The sequence below is a fragment of the Cohnella lupini genome (genome assembly GCF_003386205.1).
In the GTDB taxonomy this organism is placed as follows: domain Bacteria; phylum Bacillota; class Bacilli; order Paenibacillales; family Paenibacillaceae; genus Cohnella; species Cohnella lupini.
The window spans coordinates 268,929-285,248 of sequence record NZ_QRDY01000004.1 but is presented as its reverse complement, the minus strand read 5'-3'; the positions used below and the strand labels follow the sequence as shown (position 1 = coordinate 285,248).

The following is a 16,320-nucleotide window of genomic DNA, read 5'->3' as shown; positions in this document are numbered from 1 at the left end:
CCAATGGAGAAGGGGGATGTTCCGCGATGATCCATTGCGAAGGCCTGGTCAAAATATTCAAAACCGACGATATCGAGGTCGTTGCGCTTCAGGGCCTTAATATGACGGTCGAACAAGGAGAGATGATGGCGATCATCGGCAACAGCGGAAGCGGGAAGTCGAGCCTGCTCAATATTCTTGGAGGCCTGGATCGCCCCTCGGCCGGGCAAGCCGTCGTCGGCAAATGGAATCTGCTGAAAATGACGAAAGAGCAGCTCATCGAATACAAGCGCACGACGGTCGGATTTATATGGCAGAATAACGGGAGAAATCTTGTCCCTTACTTAACCGCGCTCCAGAACGTCGAGCTGCCGATGCTCATCCAAGGCAAAAGGGACCGCGCATATGCCAAGCAGCTGCTCGCCGCCGTCGGGTTGGAGCACCGGATGGGCAACCGCTTAACCCAACTGAGCGGCGGCGAGCAGCAAAGGGTCGCGATCGCGATCGCGCTGTCCAACCGTCCGCAGCTTGTTCTGGCGGACGAACCGACGGGTTCGGTCGACAGCGCTACGGGCGAGCAAATTCTCGATATTTTCCGTCGTCTCAATCGGGAGATGGGAGTCACGATCGTGATCGTTACTCACGATCTCTCCGTGGCGGACAAAGTCGATAGAGTCGTCGCCATTCGCGACGGGCTGACCAGCACGGAGTGGGTCAAGCGGAAGCTGGAAGACGCTGCCCTATCCGGAATCGGGGGGAATCCGACGGAGACCCTACCGGAATCGGATGCGAGGTTCGGGGAGCGGCACGAAGAATTCGTCGTCGTCGATCGCGTAGGCCGATTGCAAATTCCGAAAGCTTTCCTCGACGAAATGAATATCGCCGGCAAGGCGGTTCTCGAATTCGACGGGAAGAGAGTGTGGATCGGCTCGCCCGATCTGCCTTCCGAAGCCATCGGTGAGATTGGGGGCGAGCGGTCCAATGGAACGGGCGGCGACGAAGCTGGATGAGCTCTATACCGCTCATTCCTTGCACTTGAACCGATTTATGTACAAACTGACCGGCAACAGGGAAGACGCGAACGATCTTGTCCAGGATATTTTCTTGAAGCTATGCCAACAAGTCAGCCTGCCCGAGCATCCCAAAGAGTGGCTGTCGCTGACCGGATATCGCCTTTTCGTCGACCGTTGGCGACGCAAACGGCGAGTTTCCTGGCTGCCGCTCGACGATCAATGGCTGCCGGGTTCCATGAGTCCGGAGCAGGCGGTCATCGACAGGGAATTCGAAAGGCAAGTCCGCATGCTGTTACTGAGATTCACGCCCCGGATGCGTACGGCTATATATTTGCGTATTTACAAGAAAGAGAGCTACGGCGATATTGCCAGGCGGCTCGATTGCCCGGAGAATACCGTCAAATCCATCATCCGGCGAGGAAGAACGAAGCTATCGACTTGGCTGGACGCGACCAGATAACGCAGAAAGTCCCGATGACCTTCATCGGGACTTTCTATCGTTATCTAGCGACTCAATACGTATTGAGGCCGATCGTGCAGAATGGCCTGCGACCATCGTTCGACTTCGGGTCGAATCACGTTGCTCGCCTTGAACATCGCGTCGTCTTTCCATTTCTTTTGAAGAAGAATCAATCGCGTTCTATGCAGCACGGATTTGACCGTAAATACCGTAGAACCCGTCAGTTCGGCCGTTTCTTGCATCGAATATCCGAAATACCGGGTCAGAAGCCACATTTCGACGTTGCGTCGAGGTAATCGTCCCGCCAACCATTCGATCATGCCGCGAACCTCCGAATAGTTGCTGTCCTCGCCCGAAGTCGGCTTCTGTTCCAATTGCGCTTGGAGATTTTTCCTGCGGGCGAGCGATCTGCATTGGTCGATCCATAGATGGCGGGCTACGCGGAGCAGGAGCGGCTTGACGTTATCGTAAGGTTCTTTATTCCGGAAATAAACCATCGCTTTCAGCAAGGCATCTTGAAATAAATCTTCTCCGTCCCATTCGGATTTCGTTAAGTAGCGGCAGTATCTTCGAATGTCCTCTAAATGAGGGCCTATCATCGATTCGTAGGAATAACTCATGCCCATCGCCGGAATGCCTCCTTTCATGTTTAATCGAGTCTAGAGCTTGTCCGGTATGCCCAACAGCTCGGGTACGGAAACGAACGTATATCCTTGTTCTTGCAGCTCGGGGATCATTTGCTCTAGTGCTTCTATCGTATTGGATAGATGATCTTTGCCGCCGAAGCAATGCTGCAAGATAATGCCTCCGGGGTAAAGCTCTTCATGGACAAGCTCCATGATTTTCTTGGCCGACGCGCCGGACCAATCCATCGTATCGACGGACCAATTCACGATATCCAGTCCTTTTTCATGAATGGCCTTTTCTTCGTCTTTGGTCAGAGCTCCATAGGGAGGTCGGACCATGGAAGGGGAGTAACCTATGATAGATTTCAGTTGCTCTTGCACGTCGTCTATTTGTTGCAACGCTTCTTCCTTCGTCATTTTGTCGAAATGGGGATGCGACCAGGAATGATTACCGATCGCATGGCCTTCCTCCTCGATACGACGGACCATGTCCGGGTGAGCTTCCGCTTGGGTTCCGACGATGAAGAAGGTAGCCTTAATGCCGTTCTCTTTCAAAATGTCCAAAATTTTCGGAGTCGCTATCGTATCGGGACCGTCATCGAAGGTCAAAGCCACTTTCTTGCCTTCGGAAGTTCCGTTATAAAATATTTTATTATGGCTTGGCGTTACCGTTTGATCGGAGGACGGCGACGGTTCCGGGCCGATCGAGCTTTGAGTATTCTCGGATCCGACAGTTCTCGGAGAGATGGCCGAGCCTTCCCGATTGGAAAAGTTATCTCCGAACGCGACGATCGTTCCGCTGATGATTAGAATGAAGAGCAGCAAGACGACAAATCGGGCGAGTCTGATTCGCTTCCTATGCTTCCTGCGGACGGGAATGACCTCCTTCATATCAGATAGTTTAATAGCTTCGAGGCTACTCTTTAGTTATAAACTTCTGATATCTCGGGAACGTCACCAACTTGCAAACAATTTGTAACTTGAATGCTTACCTCAATGAAGAGATATCGTCTCCCTGGAAACCCTGGATCCGATGGAACACAGGACGTCGTTAGTGATCGTGCCGGCGAGCCTGCCGATCTCGCCTGCCGAGATGCTATTGTCGCCGTCTTGACCGATCAGCGTAACCGTGTCGCCCGGCTCGACGTCCGTTAAGCTCGTGATATCCACCGTGATTTGATCCATGCTGATTTTACCGATGATTTTCGCCCTCCGACCGCGTATGAGCACGCAGCCGCCGTTTTCCGACAGGACTCTTGGAACGCCGTCGGCATAGCCGATCGACACGGAGGCAATCTTGGTGTCGCGGGATGCGACGAAGCTTCTACCGTAACCGACCGATTCCCCGGCCCGGACCATCGCTACCCTAGTCACGCTTGCTTTCAACGATAGAACCGGTCGAAGCTCCACATCCGCGAGAACCCGGTCGCGATCGTTGGACAGCAGGCCATAAAGCGCGATACCGGGGCGCGCCAGATCGGCGGTCAATCCGGAATGATTAAGTATTCCGTAGCTGCTCTGCAGATGAAGCCGTCCGGTAGGCAGTCCGGCGTCCCGGATCCGCTCGACGAGATCGTTAAACCTCTTGGTCTGAGTTCTGGTAAAGGAGACGTCGTCGGGTTCGAGACTGTCGGCGACCGCGAGATGACTGTAGGTGCCGAGTACGATCAAATGGCTATGACGGTACATGGATAGAATTCTTTCCTCGTGACTCCACGGCTCGCCTAGCCTGTTCATTCCCGTATCGATCTTGATATGCACCTTGAGCTTCTTTCCGAAAGCTTGCAGCCGCTCCGCATCCTCGGCGTTCGTTACCGTCTGCGTAAGATTGAAGCGGATGAGGTCTTCAAGACGATCGGATGGCGTATAGCCGAGGATGAGGATATCTCCTTTGACGCCTTTCTTGCGCAGAGCCGCCGCTTCCTCGATCTCCGCTACCGCGAAAAAACGAACTCCCCCCGCGTACAAACGCTTCGCGACCCGAACCGCGCCATGGCCGTAGGCATCCGCCTTGACGACAGCCATGATGCTCGTGGCGGAAGGCAGCACGCGACGAAGCTCCGATAAATTATGGTCCAGATTGTCCAGGTTGATCTCTGCCCAAGCCCGGTGCTTGTCCGTTTTCCTGCTCGTCTTTATACCGATCGATGCGATGGCCGCGTTGAGCGCGTACAATCCGAATAAGGTCGATTTAGCCATGGCGCGAGCCTGCCTTCGGATAAGCGGCCGTTACGACGTAACCGTCGCCGTTGTTGCCGGAGAGCTGCCAGCTTTCCCCGCGGGCCGACGGTACGGGCACATAAACAGAGGGAGCCGAAGCTTCGGCGAAATAGATCTCGCTAAGCGTCTCGTTGGTCTCGATATACAGATGCTTGCCGCCATAGGCATATTGCCGAACGAAATCCGTATATTCCTCGAGACAGAGCCCTTCCCGTTCCATCAGTTCCGCATGAGGCGAGCCGACATAACGGAAGTGCCATAGCTCTGCGGCGATGCCCGTGAGATGGGTTTTATTATCCGAATAACGTTGGATGAAGCCGAATTTCGCGGCAAGGCGCTTGAAGATCGCCGCGGCGCCTTGATCGGGGAAGGAAGGCCGAATGTAATCCAATTCGCCGTCGTATATACCTACGTCTACCGCAAGTCCCGTTTGGTGCTCGCTGGCGCCGGGAAGCGCTACGTAGCTTTCCGTGAAGGCTTCTCCGTTGTCGCGCAGGGAATTCTCGTAAAGTCTCTTCTGGGATGCCAGCGATCGATACCCGCTGACGACCGCGATTTTCGTCGAGGCTCGGCACGCGCGAATTAATGAAGAGAGCTGGGCGAGGCAGGTCGCCTCCAGCGAAATAATCGGCTCCTCTTGGTTCGAAGCTTGGAGAATTCCCGATGGCAGGGCGACGATATTCCGCGCGAGCGTTCTCACGGGATGGTCGCGATTAACCAAAACGAGAGGGCCATCGTATAATTGATCTTTTTCAAGAGAAACGGATACGTAATCTTTGCCGGCGGGCGGCGCTTCTTCTCGTATCGACCATTGCGTCATGCCCGCACCTCCCTATCGGCGGATGCGATTAACCGATCCAACAGCTCGGGGAATTCGATTCCCGCCGCCCGCATCATGTTAGGATACCGGCTCTTGGCCGTGAAGCCGGGAATCGTGTTCACTTCGTTGAAGAGCAGCTTTCCGTCCGCCGACAAGAACAGATCGACTCTGGCGAATCCGGCGCAGCCTAGAGCCCGATAGATCTCTAGTGCCATTTCTTTGACCTCCTCGGCTTTCCTTGCGCTGATCCGGGCGGGCAGATGGATAGTCGCGGTGTTCAGGGAATATTTCTCGACGTTGTCGAAGAACTCCCCGGTAAGCTCGATTTCGTCTATCGCTCCGATTTCCGGGATAGCGTCGCCGAGCACGGCGCAACCTAACTCGACGCCTACGACATGCTGCTCGATCACGATTTTGGAATCATGTAGCAGGGCATTCCGGATTCCGTCCACCAGCTCCTGCCTGTCGTATGCTTTAGAGATGCCAATGGAGGAGCCTGATCTTGCCGGCTTGACGTAAAGCGGATAGCCGAGCTCTTCCGCGGCGAGCATGTCCTCGAGAGAGCTTTCGGCGTTTAGCGTGACGGAAGCGGGAATGGCAATGCCTGCAGCCGAGACTAACGTTTTGGCGACCGCCTTGTCCATGCACGCGGCGGATGATAGCGTATCGCAACCTACGAACGGTATGCCCGCAAGCTCGAGAAGTCCCTGCATCGTGCCGTCTTCCCCGTTCTTGCCGTGCAGTACGGGGAAAACCACGTCCAGCGGGGTGAATCGGAACTCCGTGCCGATCAGTTCGACAAGGCCTTTCATCGCCCGATTAGGCGAAAGAACGACGGGGACGCAGCTTGGATTCAAGCTCCACCGGTCGCGTTGAATGTCATCGGCTTCGCCGAAAAATCTATACCATCTGCCGTCTCTGGTGATTCCGATCATGACGATGTCGTATTTATCTCTATTCAAATGGTTAACAACTGCGGCCGCGGAAGAAAGGGATACCTCGTGCTCCGTCGAACAGCCGCCGAACAACACGCCTACCGTAAGCTTTTTCACAGAATACCATCTCCTTGAACTTCTTGATGTTTTCTATGATAGCGGGACGAGTTTAGGAAACCATAAAGAGAATCTTAAATAAATCATAAACTTGGAAGGCGTTCGTAGGTGGAGGCACGAATTAGTCATGATGAGAAAATATATTCCTTACCAAGCTCCCGCGTTGAGCGAAGAGGGGCAAAACGTTGATTATAAGTATCGGGAATTCGCTCCGGACAGGAGACTAGAGGATTATGTCGCTTGTTATTGGACCGTCGAATTTCGCGCTTCCCGAGGGGATAAGCTGCATCGGATTTTGCCTGATGGCTGCGTGGATATTATTTTTGACCTGGGCGCAGGTTTCGTCTTCGATAGAGCCTTCGCGGTTGGATTGATGACGGAATTCGCAACGCTTAACTTTACGACAGACCAATCCTTATTCGGCATTCGCTTGTATGCGGATACCGCGCGGTATTTCATAGGAATTCCCGTTTCCGAATTGACCGGCTATTCCGTTTCGCTCGATCGGATATGGGGTCGGGAAGGCGTAGAACTGGCGGAAGAAATGAGCTCGGTCCATGGCGGGATATCGCGAGTCATCGACAAAGTCGAACGCAGGTTATTGGAACGCTTGTCGCGGATCGATATCGGATCGGACGGAATACTGCTGACGGGAATGCGCTATTTGTACGAGGGTCGCGGAATGCTGCCCGCGCGATCTCTTGCCGAGAAGCTCGGATACAGCGAAAGGAACGTACGAAGAATTTTTTTGCGGGAGTTGGGGTTAAGTCCTAAGGAATTGTCGGGGATCATACGATTTCAAAATACGTTGAGGGAGCTTAAGGAAGGCAACAACCGAAGGGGATATGCTGCCGACGCTCTCCGATACGGGTACTCGGACCAACCTCATCTCATTCATGCTTTCAAGCGCTATTACGGTTTGACTCCGCTGCAAGTGTTCAAGAATGCTTCGATGGAATAGGCTAACTTGTCCGTTTTATACAATCCTTATAGACGGAAAAAGGCGATTCTATGGAGAGAGGAACGCGATCCGCGTTCCGGGATGGAGGAGGACGAGAGATATGATGAAGCCGAGGATTACGGTTCTTACGCTGGGAGTGGACGATCTGGAACGCTCCTTGAAATTTTACCGGGACGGATTGGGTTTGCCGACGGAAGGAATCATCGGAACGGAATTCGAGCATGGAGCCGTCGCTTTCTTTGATTTGCAAGCCGGGGTGAAGCTTGCGATCTGGAAGCGGGTAGATCTCGCTTATGAGACTAAGGTGTCGCTGACGGCTCCGAGCTCGACGGAGATCACGATCGGCCACAACGTAGAAAGCAAGGAAGAAGTCGACAGGGTTATGGAGATTGCCAAGAATGCCGGGGCAACGATCACGGATCCGGCGCATGACGCCTTCTGGGGCGGTTATTCCGGCCACTTCATGGATCCGGACGGACATCTGTGGGAAGTCGTGTGGAATCCGGCTTGGGAATTCGGGGAATAGCAGAAAAATAGAGATAGCTATTTAGGTCTGTAAAAGGAAGCTCACTTTGGTAGAATATCCAATAGCGATGTAAATCAATGTAATTTTAATGCATGATCAAGATATAAGCTGGATAAGGATGTTTATTATCGCTATTGATCTAAATTTAACGTATTTCTTCCGAATATTCGAGCAATAGCGATGTTCTTCAACCTACTTTGCCTCCAATATGGCTCATTAGCTTGAATAACGATGATTACCATCCTACTTACCTAGAATCACAACCTTTGCTACGACACTTAATAGCAGATTTTAAATGTTGGGCATATCGCACATCGTCGCGCGTTTTTCCTTTATAAGGCTTTGAGTCAAATGGCACTGCCAGACACGATTTTTATCTGGAAGTGTACGGAACAGTGGGCACCTACGTAATAACATAAATAGAGGTAAACCGCATCGCCGCGGTTTACCTCTATTTTCTTACCAGAAGGTATCTTCGTATATGGAGCCGTCCTTGCCGTAAAGCCTGACAGTACCCGTCACTTGACTGTCCGGAATTTTGACCAGGAAGCCCGAATTCCCTTCGAAATAAATTTTCTCCGTCTTGGACTCTCCCTTTCCGTAGAAAAAGGTAACTACGCCATATTCAACCTCTTGTTTCAAGGTTTCGTCATAAACCGCGACGCTGACGAATCCGTTCGTACGGTGCACAGAAAAGCCTTCTTCGTTCGCTCCGGTTTTAATGGAGATATCCCAACCGAGTTGACCGTTCTTCCGTCTTTCGACCGTAAAAACCGATGATTCGGATTCATCGATTTCCAGGGCGACGGCCGCATACCTGGATACGATCTCATAATCGGAGATCGCTAGGTCATTGTCTTCGAAATATGCGGACAATTCAGGCTCGGTAATGGCTTCCCCGGATACATCGTCTTCCTCTATCGGTTGTTCCCCCAGTAAATCTTCCCATTCCTCTACGGTATCCAATTGTTCGCGATATTCGGCGTCCGTGGTTAATGAGGCAACGCTCGTTTTATTATTCCATTTCACTTGAATGCCTAGCTTCTCCGCGATTGCTCTGAGCGGGACCATAAGCTCCTTTTCGTGAACGAAGGGAGTCGCGCCGTTCCAGCTCGCGATCGTAGTCTTATGGTTATCGGTTTCATTATCGGAGTAGGAAAAGGAGGTTCGCGTCGTGTCGAAGGTCAACTGGACCTTATGATTGATTAAGCTGCCCGTGTATTCTTCTTCGTTCGGGTGCACCCAGACGTTGGCTTGTATGGACGGGTGTTCGAAGACGCCGATCGGGACATACACCCGATTATTGCGTACAATGGCCTGATGATTCTTCATGAACGGAACGGGTTGATCGTCGATCAATAAGTTAGGAATGCCGGTAGAATGCTCGGGTGCTGCCGAAACGACATTATCCGAGCGTGAGAATACGGCTACCATTAAGCCGGCCGCCAAGACAAATGTCCATTTTCTATTCATACGCGCTTCCCCGTTTCTATGTCGTATACTTCTAACCCTATTACAACGTATCGACGGTGAAAGGGCAATGGTTTTGTCGTAGAAAGCGGGCAGGAATAGAAGGGGAGAGTTCAGAAAGTAAAATTAATGGCGTACGAGATCAAAATACCGTCAAATCGAGGAGGTATTTTTTTCTATAATGAAAACAGCTATCGATTACCTAGTAGATTGAGGTGTCCGTGATGGAACAACCGGCCGCAACGCCGCTAATCGCCGAGCCGAAGCGAGGCAAACGACTTACGATCCGGAATAACGAGACGATGGCCGGCTGGCTGTTCGTGAGCCCGATGCTGATCGGAGTGACGATACTCGTGCTGCTTCCGATCCTGGCCACGCTCGCGCTTAGCTTCGCGGATTGGAACTTCGTGCAAGGCTGGAACGGGATACATTGGATCGGCTTCGATAATTTCTCCAAGCTGTTGGACGATCCCGCGTTCACCCGTTCGGTCAGGAACAACTTGGTGTTCCTGTTGGCCGTCCCCGCCTATATGATCGTATCGATGGTGCTGGCGATTCTGATCGACCGGTACGTGTATTGGAAGGGATTTTTCAAAGTCGCATACTTCATGCCGTATATCTCCAGCATCGTGGCGGTCGCGATCGTGTGGCAGGTGCTGTTCCAACCTTCGTACGGACCGATCAACGAAATGCTGAAGGCGATCGGAATAGACAATCCTCCCATGTGGATCGCCGATCCGAAATTCGCCCTTACCTCCATTATCATGATCACGGTATGGGTATCGATCGGCTTTAACCTGATTATTTATATCGCCGGCCTCCAATCCATCCCCCGCGATTTGTACGAGGCCGCGGATATCGACGGGGCTAACGCGTGGGTCAAGTTCGCCCGAATAACGTTTCCCTTGCTATCGCCGACTTCTTTTTTCCTGCTCGTCACGGGCATTATCTCTTCGTTCAAAGTATTCGACATCATCGCGGTCATGACCCAGGGCGGGCCTATCGGTTCGACAAGCCTGATGGTCTGGTATCTATACGATCAAGCGTTCAACAACCTGAAGATCGGTTACTCGTCGTCGGTGGCGGTCGTTCTGTTCCTGTTCGTTCTGCTCATCACGGCAGGCCAATGGATCGCGCAGAAAAAATGGGTTAATTATTAATGGGACGGATGGAGAGATGAACATGCCCGAACAATTGTCTAGACTGGACTGGCGCAAGCTCGTCGTTACGGCCGTCCTATTCGCCCTAAGTATTCTGTTCCTGCTTCCGTTCTTCTGGATGCTCGTGACCTCCTTCAAAATAGAGAACGACGTGTTCGTCTATCCGATTCAATGGATTCCCAAGCAATGGAACGCGATCGCCAACTACAAAGAGGTCTGGTTCGGCGATTATCCGTTCTACGTCTATTACTTGAATTCGATCAAAGTCGGCGTCATTACGACCTTGATCTCCTGCGCGACGGCCAGCTTGGCCGCTTACGGCTTCTCCAAAGTACGCTTCAAAGCAAGCGGCTACCTGTTCGTCATCGTTCTCGCTACTTACATGGTGCCGAATCAGGCGATACTCGTTCCCCAATTCATCCTCTATCGAAACATCGGTTTGTTCGACAGCCTTTTCGGGCTTATCATTATCGGGAGCTTCAGCGTACTGGGGACGTTCATGCTGCGGCAATTCTTCATGGGAATCCATCAGGAATACATCGAGTCGGCGAAAATCGACGGGGCGGGACATTTCCGCGCGTTCTGGTCCATCGCGATGCCGCTTGTGAAGCCGGCCGTGGCCACCTATGCGATTCTGAGGTTCATCTGGACATGGAACGATTATCAGAATCCCCTTATTTTCCTGCGCACGGATAAGCTGTATACGATTCCGCTTGCGATGCAGAAGTTCACGTCCATGAGCGGCGAATTCTACTCGTTGATCATGGCCGCCGCGGTGTCCGCTATCGTGCCGTTGCTCGTCGTGTTCATCATAGGGCAGAGAAGCGTTATAGACGGAATCGCGTTAGGCGGCGTAAAAGGGTGAATCGTGTTCCATATTAGTGTAAATAAGTAAAAATATTTCATAAAAAGTAAATATAATTTCATGGAGAGTCCCAGCGTCGCCTATATAATTTGGATTGTCTTTATTAGAATGCGTATCCCATAGGAGGGTGTCACGATGAACGGAAAAAAGTGGTTGAACGGTATGGCGGCAGGAGTCATGTTGGTCGGATTACTTGCCGGCTGCGGAGGAAACAACAAAAACGAGAATGCTTCCCCGAGCCCGAGTTCCGGCACCGGCGCTAGCCCGAGCGCTCCGGCGGAGTCTTCTTCCGAGTCGGGTAAGGACGTCCATCTAAGAGTATATACGTTCGGTCCGGAGCTGACTTATAACTGGTCGACGACGCTGAAGGCTTACGAAGAAGCCAACCCGGGCGTTACGGTCGAAGCGGTCGTGCTAAGCGATAAGGGCGATACGCAGGAAGCGATGAAGAAGCTGGATCTCGCTTTCGCCTCCAAGGAAAACATAGACGTTCTCATGTTCAGCGACCCCGCGAATTACGCGCAACGCGTATCGCTAGGCATGACCGAGCCGTTGGACGATTTCATCGCCAAGGACGGGGGCTACAAGGTAGCCGAGGAATATAAAGTCGATACTACGTTAAACGGAAAAGTGCATGCGCTTCCAGGAAAGTTCAATCCATGGTACGTTCTGCTCAATAAAGACCATTTGGACGAAGCCGGCCTTCCCGTCCCTACCGATTGGACATGGGACGAGTACGCGGATTACGCGAAGAAGCTAACGAAAGGCGAAGGAACGTCGAAGCGTTACGGAACCTACTTCCACGGACCGCAGGGCGGAGGCTGGATGGAATTCCTGAAGCTTATGATGCTGAACCAACCGATCAACTCCGATTTCCTGAAAGCGGACGGCTCCTCCAACCTGAGCGATCCGAACTTCAAGAAGACGCTCGAGTTAAGGGTGAAGATGGAGAAGGAAGACAAATCGTCCGTGCCTTACTCCGACATCATTTCTCAGAAGCTAGCTTACCGCAATCAGTTCTTCAACCAATCGGCTAGCATGTTGACGATCGGAAGCTGGATGAATACCGAGATCGGAGGAACCGACAAGCTACCGCTTTCGTTCCATGTTGCCGTAGCTCCGTTCCCGAAGAACAACAAGGGCGACACGATCGGTTACGCTCCCGTGACGACGGACTACACGGCGGTTTCCTCCATCTCGAAGAACAAGGAAGCAGCTTATAAATTCGTTCGTTGGTACACGACGGAAGGCCAATTGATCCAGGCGAAGAACGTACCTTCTTGGAGCAAGGTCACCGACGGCCAACTTAATCCGATCATCGATTCGATTCTGGCGGGAACGATGAATCCGGAGCTCGTGGACAAAGATTCCCTGATCAAGACGCTGCTGATGTCCAAGGCGTCGGAGATGTTGCCAGGCGCTTCTTACCAAGGAGAAGTATATAAAGCGGTCAACGAGGAATACGAGAAGCTGATTCTAGGACAGCAGGATATCGATGCGATGGTCAAGAACAGCCAAGACAGAACGCAGCAAATCATCGAGGCGAACAAAAAATAAGTGCTATACTGGCAATGCGGGGACAGCTTAGCGCTGTCTCCCTTTGTTAACGATTCAGAAAGTATAAAATTCTATACTCGTCCTGAATCGTCTACGATAAAAACGACATTCTCTGTCCTCAAAGGACGACGAAGTCGTTTTTACTTGTTTGCCGGGGAGGAACGAAGAGATGCTGCGGATTAAAAATTGGTTGGGATTGCAGTCCATACGGCATAAGCTGATGATTGCCGCAATCGCCTGCATTCTTATTCCGGCTGCATTGACGCAGCTCATTTACACATCGTTAACGCAAGATGCCGTGCAACGGCAAGCCATCTCCAACGCCCAAGATTCCATGTTGCTGGTAGATGCATCCGTCACGAACCTGTTGAAGAGCATGCTTAATATCGCTAACTATATCCAGGTAAACTCGGACATGAACACTTATTTCAAGCTTGTCGCTTCCGGCAATACCGAGAAGGACGATGCGTACCGCAAGTTTACCGACAAGAATCGCATCATCCAGCAATTGGATAGCTTGACCGTCAGCGAGAAGAGCTACGTCACGATATTGCTGACGGACGGGACGGCTTTCACGAACTATTCCACGAGCGATTACAACCCGCTGTCCTTGTTGGATGAGCCATGGTTTAAGGAGCTCGGGTCATACAACGGGCTAAGCTCCTATTGGGTCGGGACGAGTCCGACCGTGTTCCCGTATATGTCGCAGGATAACCCCTATCAGTTATCCTTGGCCCGAACTCTTCGGCGCGACGACCAAAGAATCTACGGTTATGTCGTCGTTACGGTCATGGAGAACCGGGTGAACCAATTGTTTAAGTCTCTCCCGTCTAATCAGGAAGTCATGCTGTTGGACGCCGATAATCGCATTTTATCCAGCGGGGATGCGAAGAAAATCGGTACGGTTTTCACGGATTCGGGAACGAAGACGGGGCGATTAAATACATCGATAGAGAAGGCGGGCAATACGAAATATCTCGTTACCGAGAAGCCGTTTTCTTTCAACGAGTGGAGGCTCGTCTCCAAGCAGCGGTATAGCGAAGCGATCGTGGATATCAGTTCGATTTTCAACCGGGTATTCGTCGTGCAATTCTCGTCTCTAGTCATCTTCCTGTTACTCCTGCTGGCGTTGCTTCGCGCGTTCACGAAACCGTTCGTGCTGCTCGGCAGAACGACTAGCGCGGTGCAAAGAGGAAATTTGAGCGTCAGGTCGGGCATACGCGGAAGGGACGAGATCGGCCGGCTCGGATTTCTATTCGATCAGATGCTGGACCGGATTCAGGAAATGATCGCCGAAGTGTCCGACACGCAGGCGCGCAAGCGCAAGGCGGAGCTGAAGATGCTGCAAGCACAGATCCATCCGCACTTTCTGTTTAACGTTCTGAATTCGATCCGCATGAAGGTGATGCGGCGAGGCGATCCGGAAAGCGCGAAAATGATCGGTTCCTTGTCGACGCTGCTCCGGATGACGATTAATCGGGAAGAGGACGAAATTTATTTGCACGAGGAATTGGAGCTTCTTACGCATTACGTGGAATTGATGAACTTGAGGCAGAAGGAAGAAGTACGCGTATCGATGGAAATCGCCTCGGAAGCGATGCTTGTCCGCGTGCCTCGCTTCTTCCTGCAACCGATCGTCGAGAACGCGCTTATTCACGGCTTCAGCCAGAAAGCGGGGCTTATTCGAATTCAGGCGGATATGAAGGAGCGGTTGCTGACGCTGACGGTCGAGGATAACGGGATCGGCATGGATCGGCAGGCTCTAGAGGCTCTGAATCGGAAGCTGATCGCGCCGGGAAACTATTCGGGAACGCTAGCCGAAGCGGGAGCCGGTTCGGCGACGAGCGCGAACGCCGGCGCTGCGGCTGCATTCTCGGGATTGGGCTTGGTCAACGTCGCCGAGAGGATGAGGCTGCTCCGAGGGGAGCGGTTCACGATGAAAGTGGAAAGCGCGCCGGGCGAAGGAACGTTAATCCGGTTGATCATAGCTTACGAGAGGGCGGATGGCGATGTATAACGTCATGCTGGTGGACGACGATTATCCCGTGCTTGAGCTGCTATCGGAGACGATAGACTGGGAAGGAAAAGGGCTTCGGCTGATCGGCACGTTCGAGAACGGGGCGATGGCTTGGGAGCAAGCGCAAATCGTCATGCCCGATATCCTCATTACCGACATCGGGATGCCGCGAATGAACGGACTCGAGCTCTGCGCGCGAATCAAAGAACGGAAGCCGGACACTCGCATTATCATCCTGTCCTGTCATAATGAATTCGTATATGCGCAACAAGCGATGCATCTTAACGTACAGGAGTATTTGCTGAAGGAGTCGTTGCAGCCGGAGGATCTTGCACGCATGCTGGACCGGTTCAAGCTCGGGCTGGACGAAGAGCGTCATATTAGCGGCGAGCGGCTCCGGCTTCATGCGCTGGTGAACGATTCCCAGGAATTGCTGAAGGAGCAGGCGTTCAAAAATTTCATTCACCAGCCGCTGCTATCCGCGGATAGATGGATGAAGGAGGCTAACGGCTTCGGTTTGTTCCTCGGAGAAGAGGCATGCTTGCCCGTCATCGGGTACGTGGACGATTACCAGCAGGTCAAGCATAGGTTCGCGTCGGAGCAGACTCTTAGATTCGCCGTCGCGAACGTTATGGAAGAGATGCTCTGCGAGGTCGGCGCGAGGATGCTACACGTCGCATACGGCGAGCGTAAGCAATTGCTGTTATTCACTTATAAGAAAAGTCTGAAGACGAATATTTTCGATCTGGCTTCCGGTCATATCCGAACTTTCCAATCGGCTCTGCGCAAGGTTCTGAAGATTCGGATGACCTACTTAGTAGGGACGGAATGCGATACGCCGGAATCCTTGAAGAGATGCCTGCAGACTATGCTGACCGAAGAGAATCAAAGGTTCTACCTGAAAGCGGGTTCGGTTGCCAAGCTCCAAGCGGAGCCCGTCGCGGACGAGGATCTGTTCCTCCATTACGATGCGGCGAGCTCGGAGCTGAGGGAAACGATGGTCGGCAAGCGCCACGAAGACGCCCGCATGCTGGCCGATTCCTGGATCGAGCGTATGGCGAGGGATCGGTATCCGCCCGCCGCCGTTAAGGATTGGGTGCTTAAGCTGCTGCTGGATATCAAGCTTAAGCTGCGAACGCTGCAATATGTCCGCTCGGGGTATTCGGCGGATACTTTGCATAGGGAAATCTCGGAGATCGACTCGATCGGCGAGCTGCGGGAATGGCTGAACGGACAGCTTCTGTCCGCCGCCGATGACGACGGAGCGGCGTTCGTCAGCAAACGTCCAGAGCTTAAGGAAGCCTATAAATACGTGAATTTGCATTTGAATCGCAGGATCAGCCTGGATGAAGTGGCGGACGTGCTGCATCTGAACGCCAGCTACTTCAGCCGGATGTTCAAGAAGGAGACGGGAGAGACGTTTATCGAATACGTAACCCGGATGAAGATGGAGCGCGCCAAGGAGATGCTGGATCGGACTTCCCATACGGTCGGCGAAATTTGCGAGCTGCTGGGCTACGATAACCAAAGCTATTTCATCAAGACTTTCAAGACTCATTCGGGCGTAACGCCTATGGAATATCGAGGATAAGGA

The 16,320-nt window shown here is 52.5% G+C and carries 15 protein-coding genes; 9 read left to right on the top strand and 6 right to left on the bottom strand.

Annotated elements, in window-relative coordinates; all coding sequences use genetic code 11:
- The first annotated feature begins 26 nt into the window (after window positions 1-26).
- Together DFP95_RS10235 and DFP95_RS10230 are read left to right on the top strand one after the other, a co-directional pair.
- Window positions 27-989, top strand: a complete 963-nt coding sequence (locus tag DFP95_RS10235) for an ABC transporter ATP-binding protein (RefSeq protein WP_115992514.1) — start codon at window positions 27-29, stop codon at window positions 987-989.
- A complete protein-coding gene (locus tag DFP95_RS10230) occupies window positions 961-1,452 on the top strand; it encodes an RNA polymerase sigma factor (protein ID WP_115992513.1) in 492 nt (163 codons plus the stop codon). Before DFP95_RS10235 ends, DFP95_RS10230 begins: the two co-directional genes overlap by 29 nt.
- 44 nt (window positions 1,453-1,496) lie before the next feature.
- On the opposite strand, the gene DFP95_RS10225 is transcribed toward DFP95_RS10230, so the two are convergent.
- The 5 genes from DFP95_RS10225 to vanG form a co-directional block, all read right to left on the bottom strand.
- Window positions 1,497-2,078, bottom strand: coding sequence for an RNA polymerase sigma factor (locus DFP95_RS10225; RefSeq protein ID WP_181907345.1), 582 nt, complete (start codon window positions 2,076-2,078; stop codon window positions 1,497-1,499).
- A 33-nt stretch (window positions 2,079-2,111) separates the two neighbouring features.
- A complete protein-coding gene (locus DFP95_RS10220; protein WP_115992511.1) occupies window positions 2,112-2,969 on the bottom strand; it encodes a polysaccharide deacetylase family protein in 858 nt (285 codons plus the stop codon).
- 102 nt (window positions 2,970-3,071) lie between these two features.
- On the bottom strand, window positions 3,072-4,277 hold the full coding sequence (vanT, locus tag DFP95_RS10215; RefSeq protein ID WP_115992510.1) for a serine racemase VanT catalytic subunit: 1,206 nt from the start codon (window positions 4,275-4,277) through the stop codon (window positions 3,072-3,074).
- The gene (locus tag DFP95_RS10210; RefSeq protein ID WP_115992509.1) at window positions 4,270-5,118 is read right to left on the bottom strand and encodes a D-alanyl-D-alanine carboxypeptidase family protein; all 849 of its coding nucleotides are present in this window, start codon (window positions 5,116-5,118) and stop codon (window positions 4,270-4,272) included. The genes vanT and DFP95_RS10210 overlap by 8 nt, the downstream gene beginning before the upstream one ends.
- Entirely contained in the window at window positions 5,115-6,170 is a 1,056-nt protein-coding gene (gene vanG, locus DFP95_RS10205) for a D-alanine--D-serine ligase VanG (RefSeq protein ID WP_115992508.1), read from the bottom strand. The genes DFP95_RS10210 and vanG overlap by 4 nt, the downstream gene beginning before the upstream one ends.
- A gap of 127 nt (window positions 6,171-6,297) precedes the next feature.
- On the opposite strand from vanG, the gene DFP95_RS10200 reads away from it, so the two are divergent.
- Window positions 6,298-7,131 (top strand): helix-turn-helix transcriptional regulator, encoded by an 834-nt coding sequence (locus DFP95_RS10200; RefSeq protein WP_115992507.1) that lies wholly within the window; start codon window positions 6,298-6,300, stop codon window positions 7,129-7,131.
- Between the two features lie 103 nt (window positions 7,132-7,234).
- Window positions 7,235-7,657: a VOC family protein gene (locus tag DFP95_RS10195; protein ID WP_115992614.1), complete on the top strand. Its 423-nt coding sequence runs from the start codon at window positions 7,235-7,237 to the stop codon at window positions 7,655-7,657.
- A 459-nt stretch (window positions 7,658-8,116) separates the two neighbouring features.
- Here DFP95_RS10195 and DFP95_RS10190 read toward each other — a convergent pair whose 3' ends face one another.
- On the bottom strand, window positions 8,117-9,130 hold the full coding sequence (locus DFP95_RS10190; protein ID WP_115992506.1) for a stalk domain-containing protein: 1,014 nt from the start codon (window positions 9,128-9,130) through the stop codon (window positions 8,117-8,119).
- 221 nt (window positions 9,131-9,351) lie between these two features.
- On the opposite strand from DFP95_RS10190, the gene DFP95_RS10185 reads away from it, so the two are divergent.
- The 5 genes from DFP95_RS10185 (at window position 9,352) to DFP95_RS10165 (ending at window position 16,317) form a co-directional block, all read left to right on the top strand.
- Window positions 9,352-10,287 carry a carbohydrate ABC transporter permease gene (locus DFP95_RS10185; RefSeq protein ID WP_115992505.1) on the top strand — a complete coding sequence of 312 codons (936 nt, stop codon included), beginning with the start codon at window positions 9,352-9,354 and terminating at the stop codon, window positions 10,285-10,287.
- Between the two features lie 22 nt (window positions 10,288-10,309).
- Window positions 10,310-11,152, top strand: coding sequence for a carbohydrate ABC transporter permease (locus DFP95_RS10180; protein WP_115992504.1), 843 nt, complete (start codon window positions 10,310-10,312; stop codon window positions 11,150-11,152).
- 135 nt (window positions 11,153-11,287) lie between these two features.
- The gene (locus DFP95_RS10175; RefSeq protein WP_115992503.1) at window positions 11,288-12,709 is read left to right on the top strand and encodes an ABC transporter substrate-binding protein; all 1,422 of its coding nucleotides are present in this window, start codon (window positions 11,288-11,290) and stop codon (window positions 12,707-12,709) included.
- A 169-nt stretch (window positions 12,710-12,878) separates the two neighbouring features.
- Window positions 12,879-14,726, top strand: a complete 1,848-nt coding sequence (locus DFP95_RS10170; protein ID WP_115992502.1) for a sensor histidine kinase — start codon at window positions 12,879-12,881, stop codon at window positions 14,724-14,726.
- Window positions 14,719-16,317 carry a response regulator transcription factor gene (locus DFP95_RS10165; protein WP_115992501.1) on the top strand — a complete coding sequence of 533 codons (1,599 nt, stop codon included), beginning with the start codon at window positions 14,719-14,721 and terminating at the stop codon, window positions 16,315-16,317. Before DFP95_RS10170 ends, DFP95_RS10165 begins: the two co-directional genes overlap by 8 nt.
- Window positions 16,318-16,320: the final 3 nt, after the last annotated feature.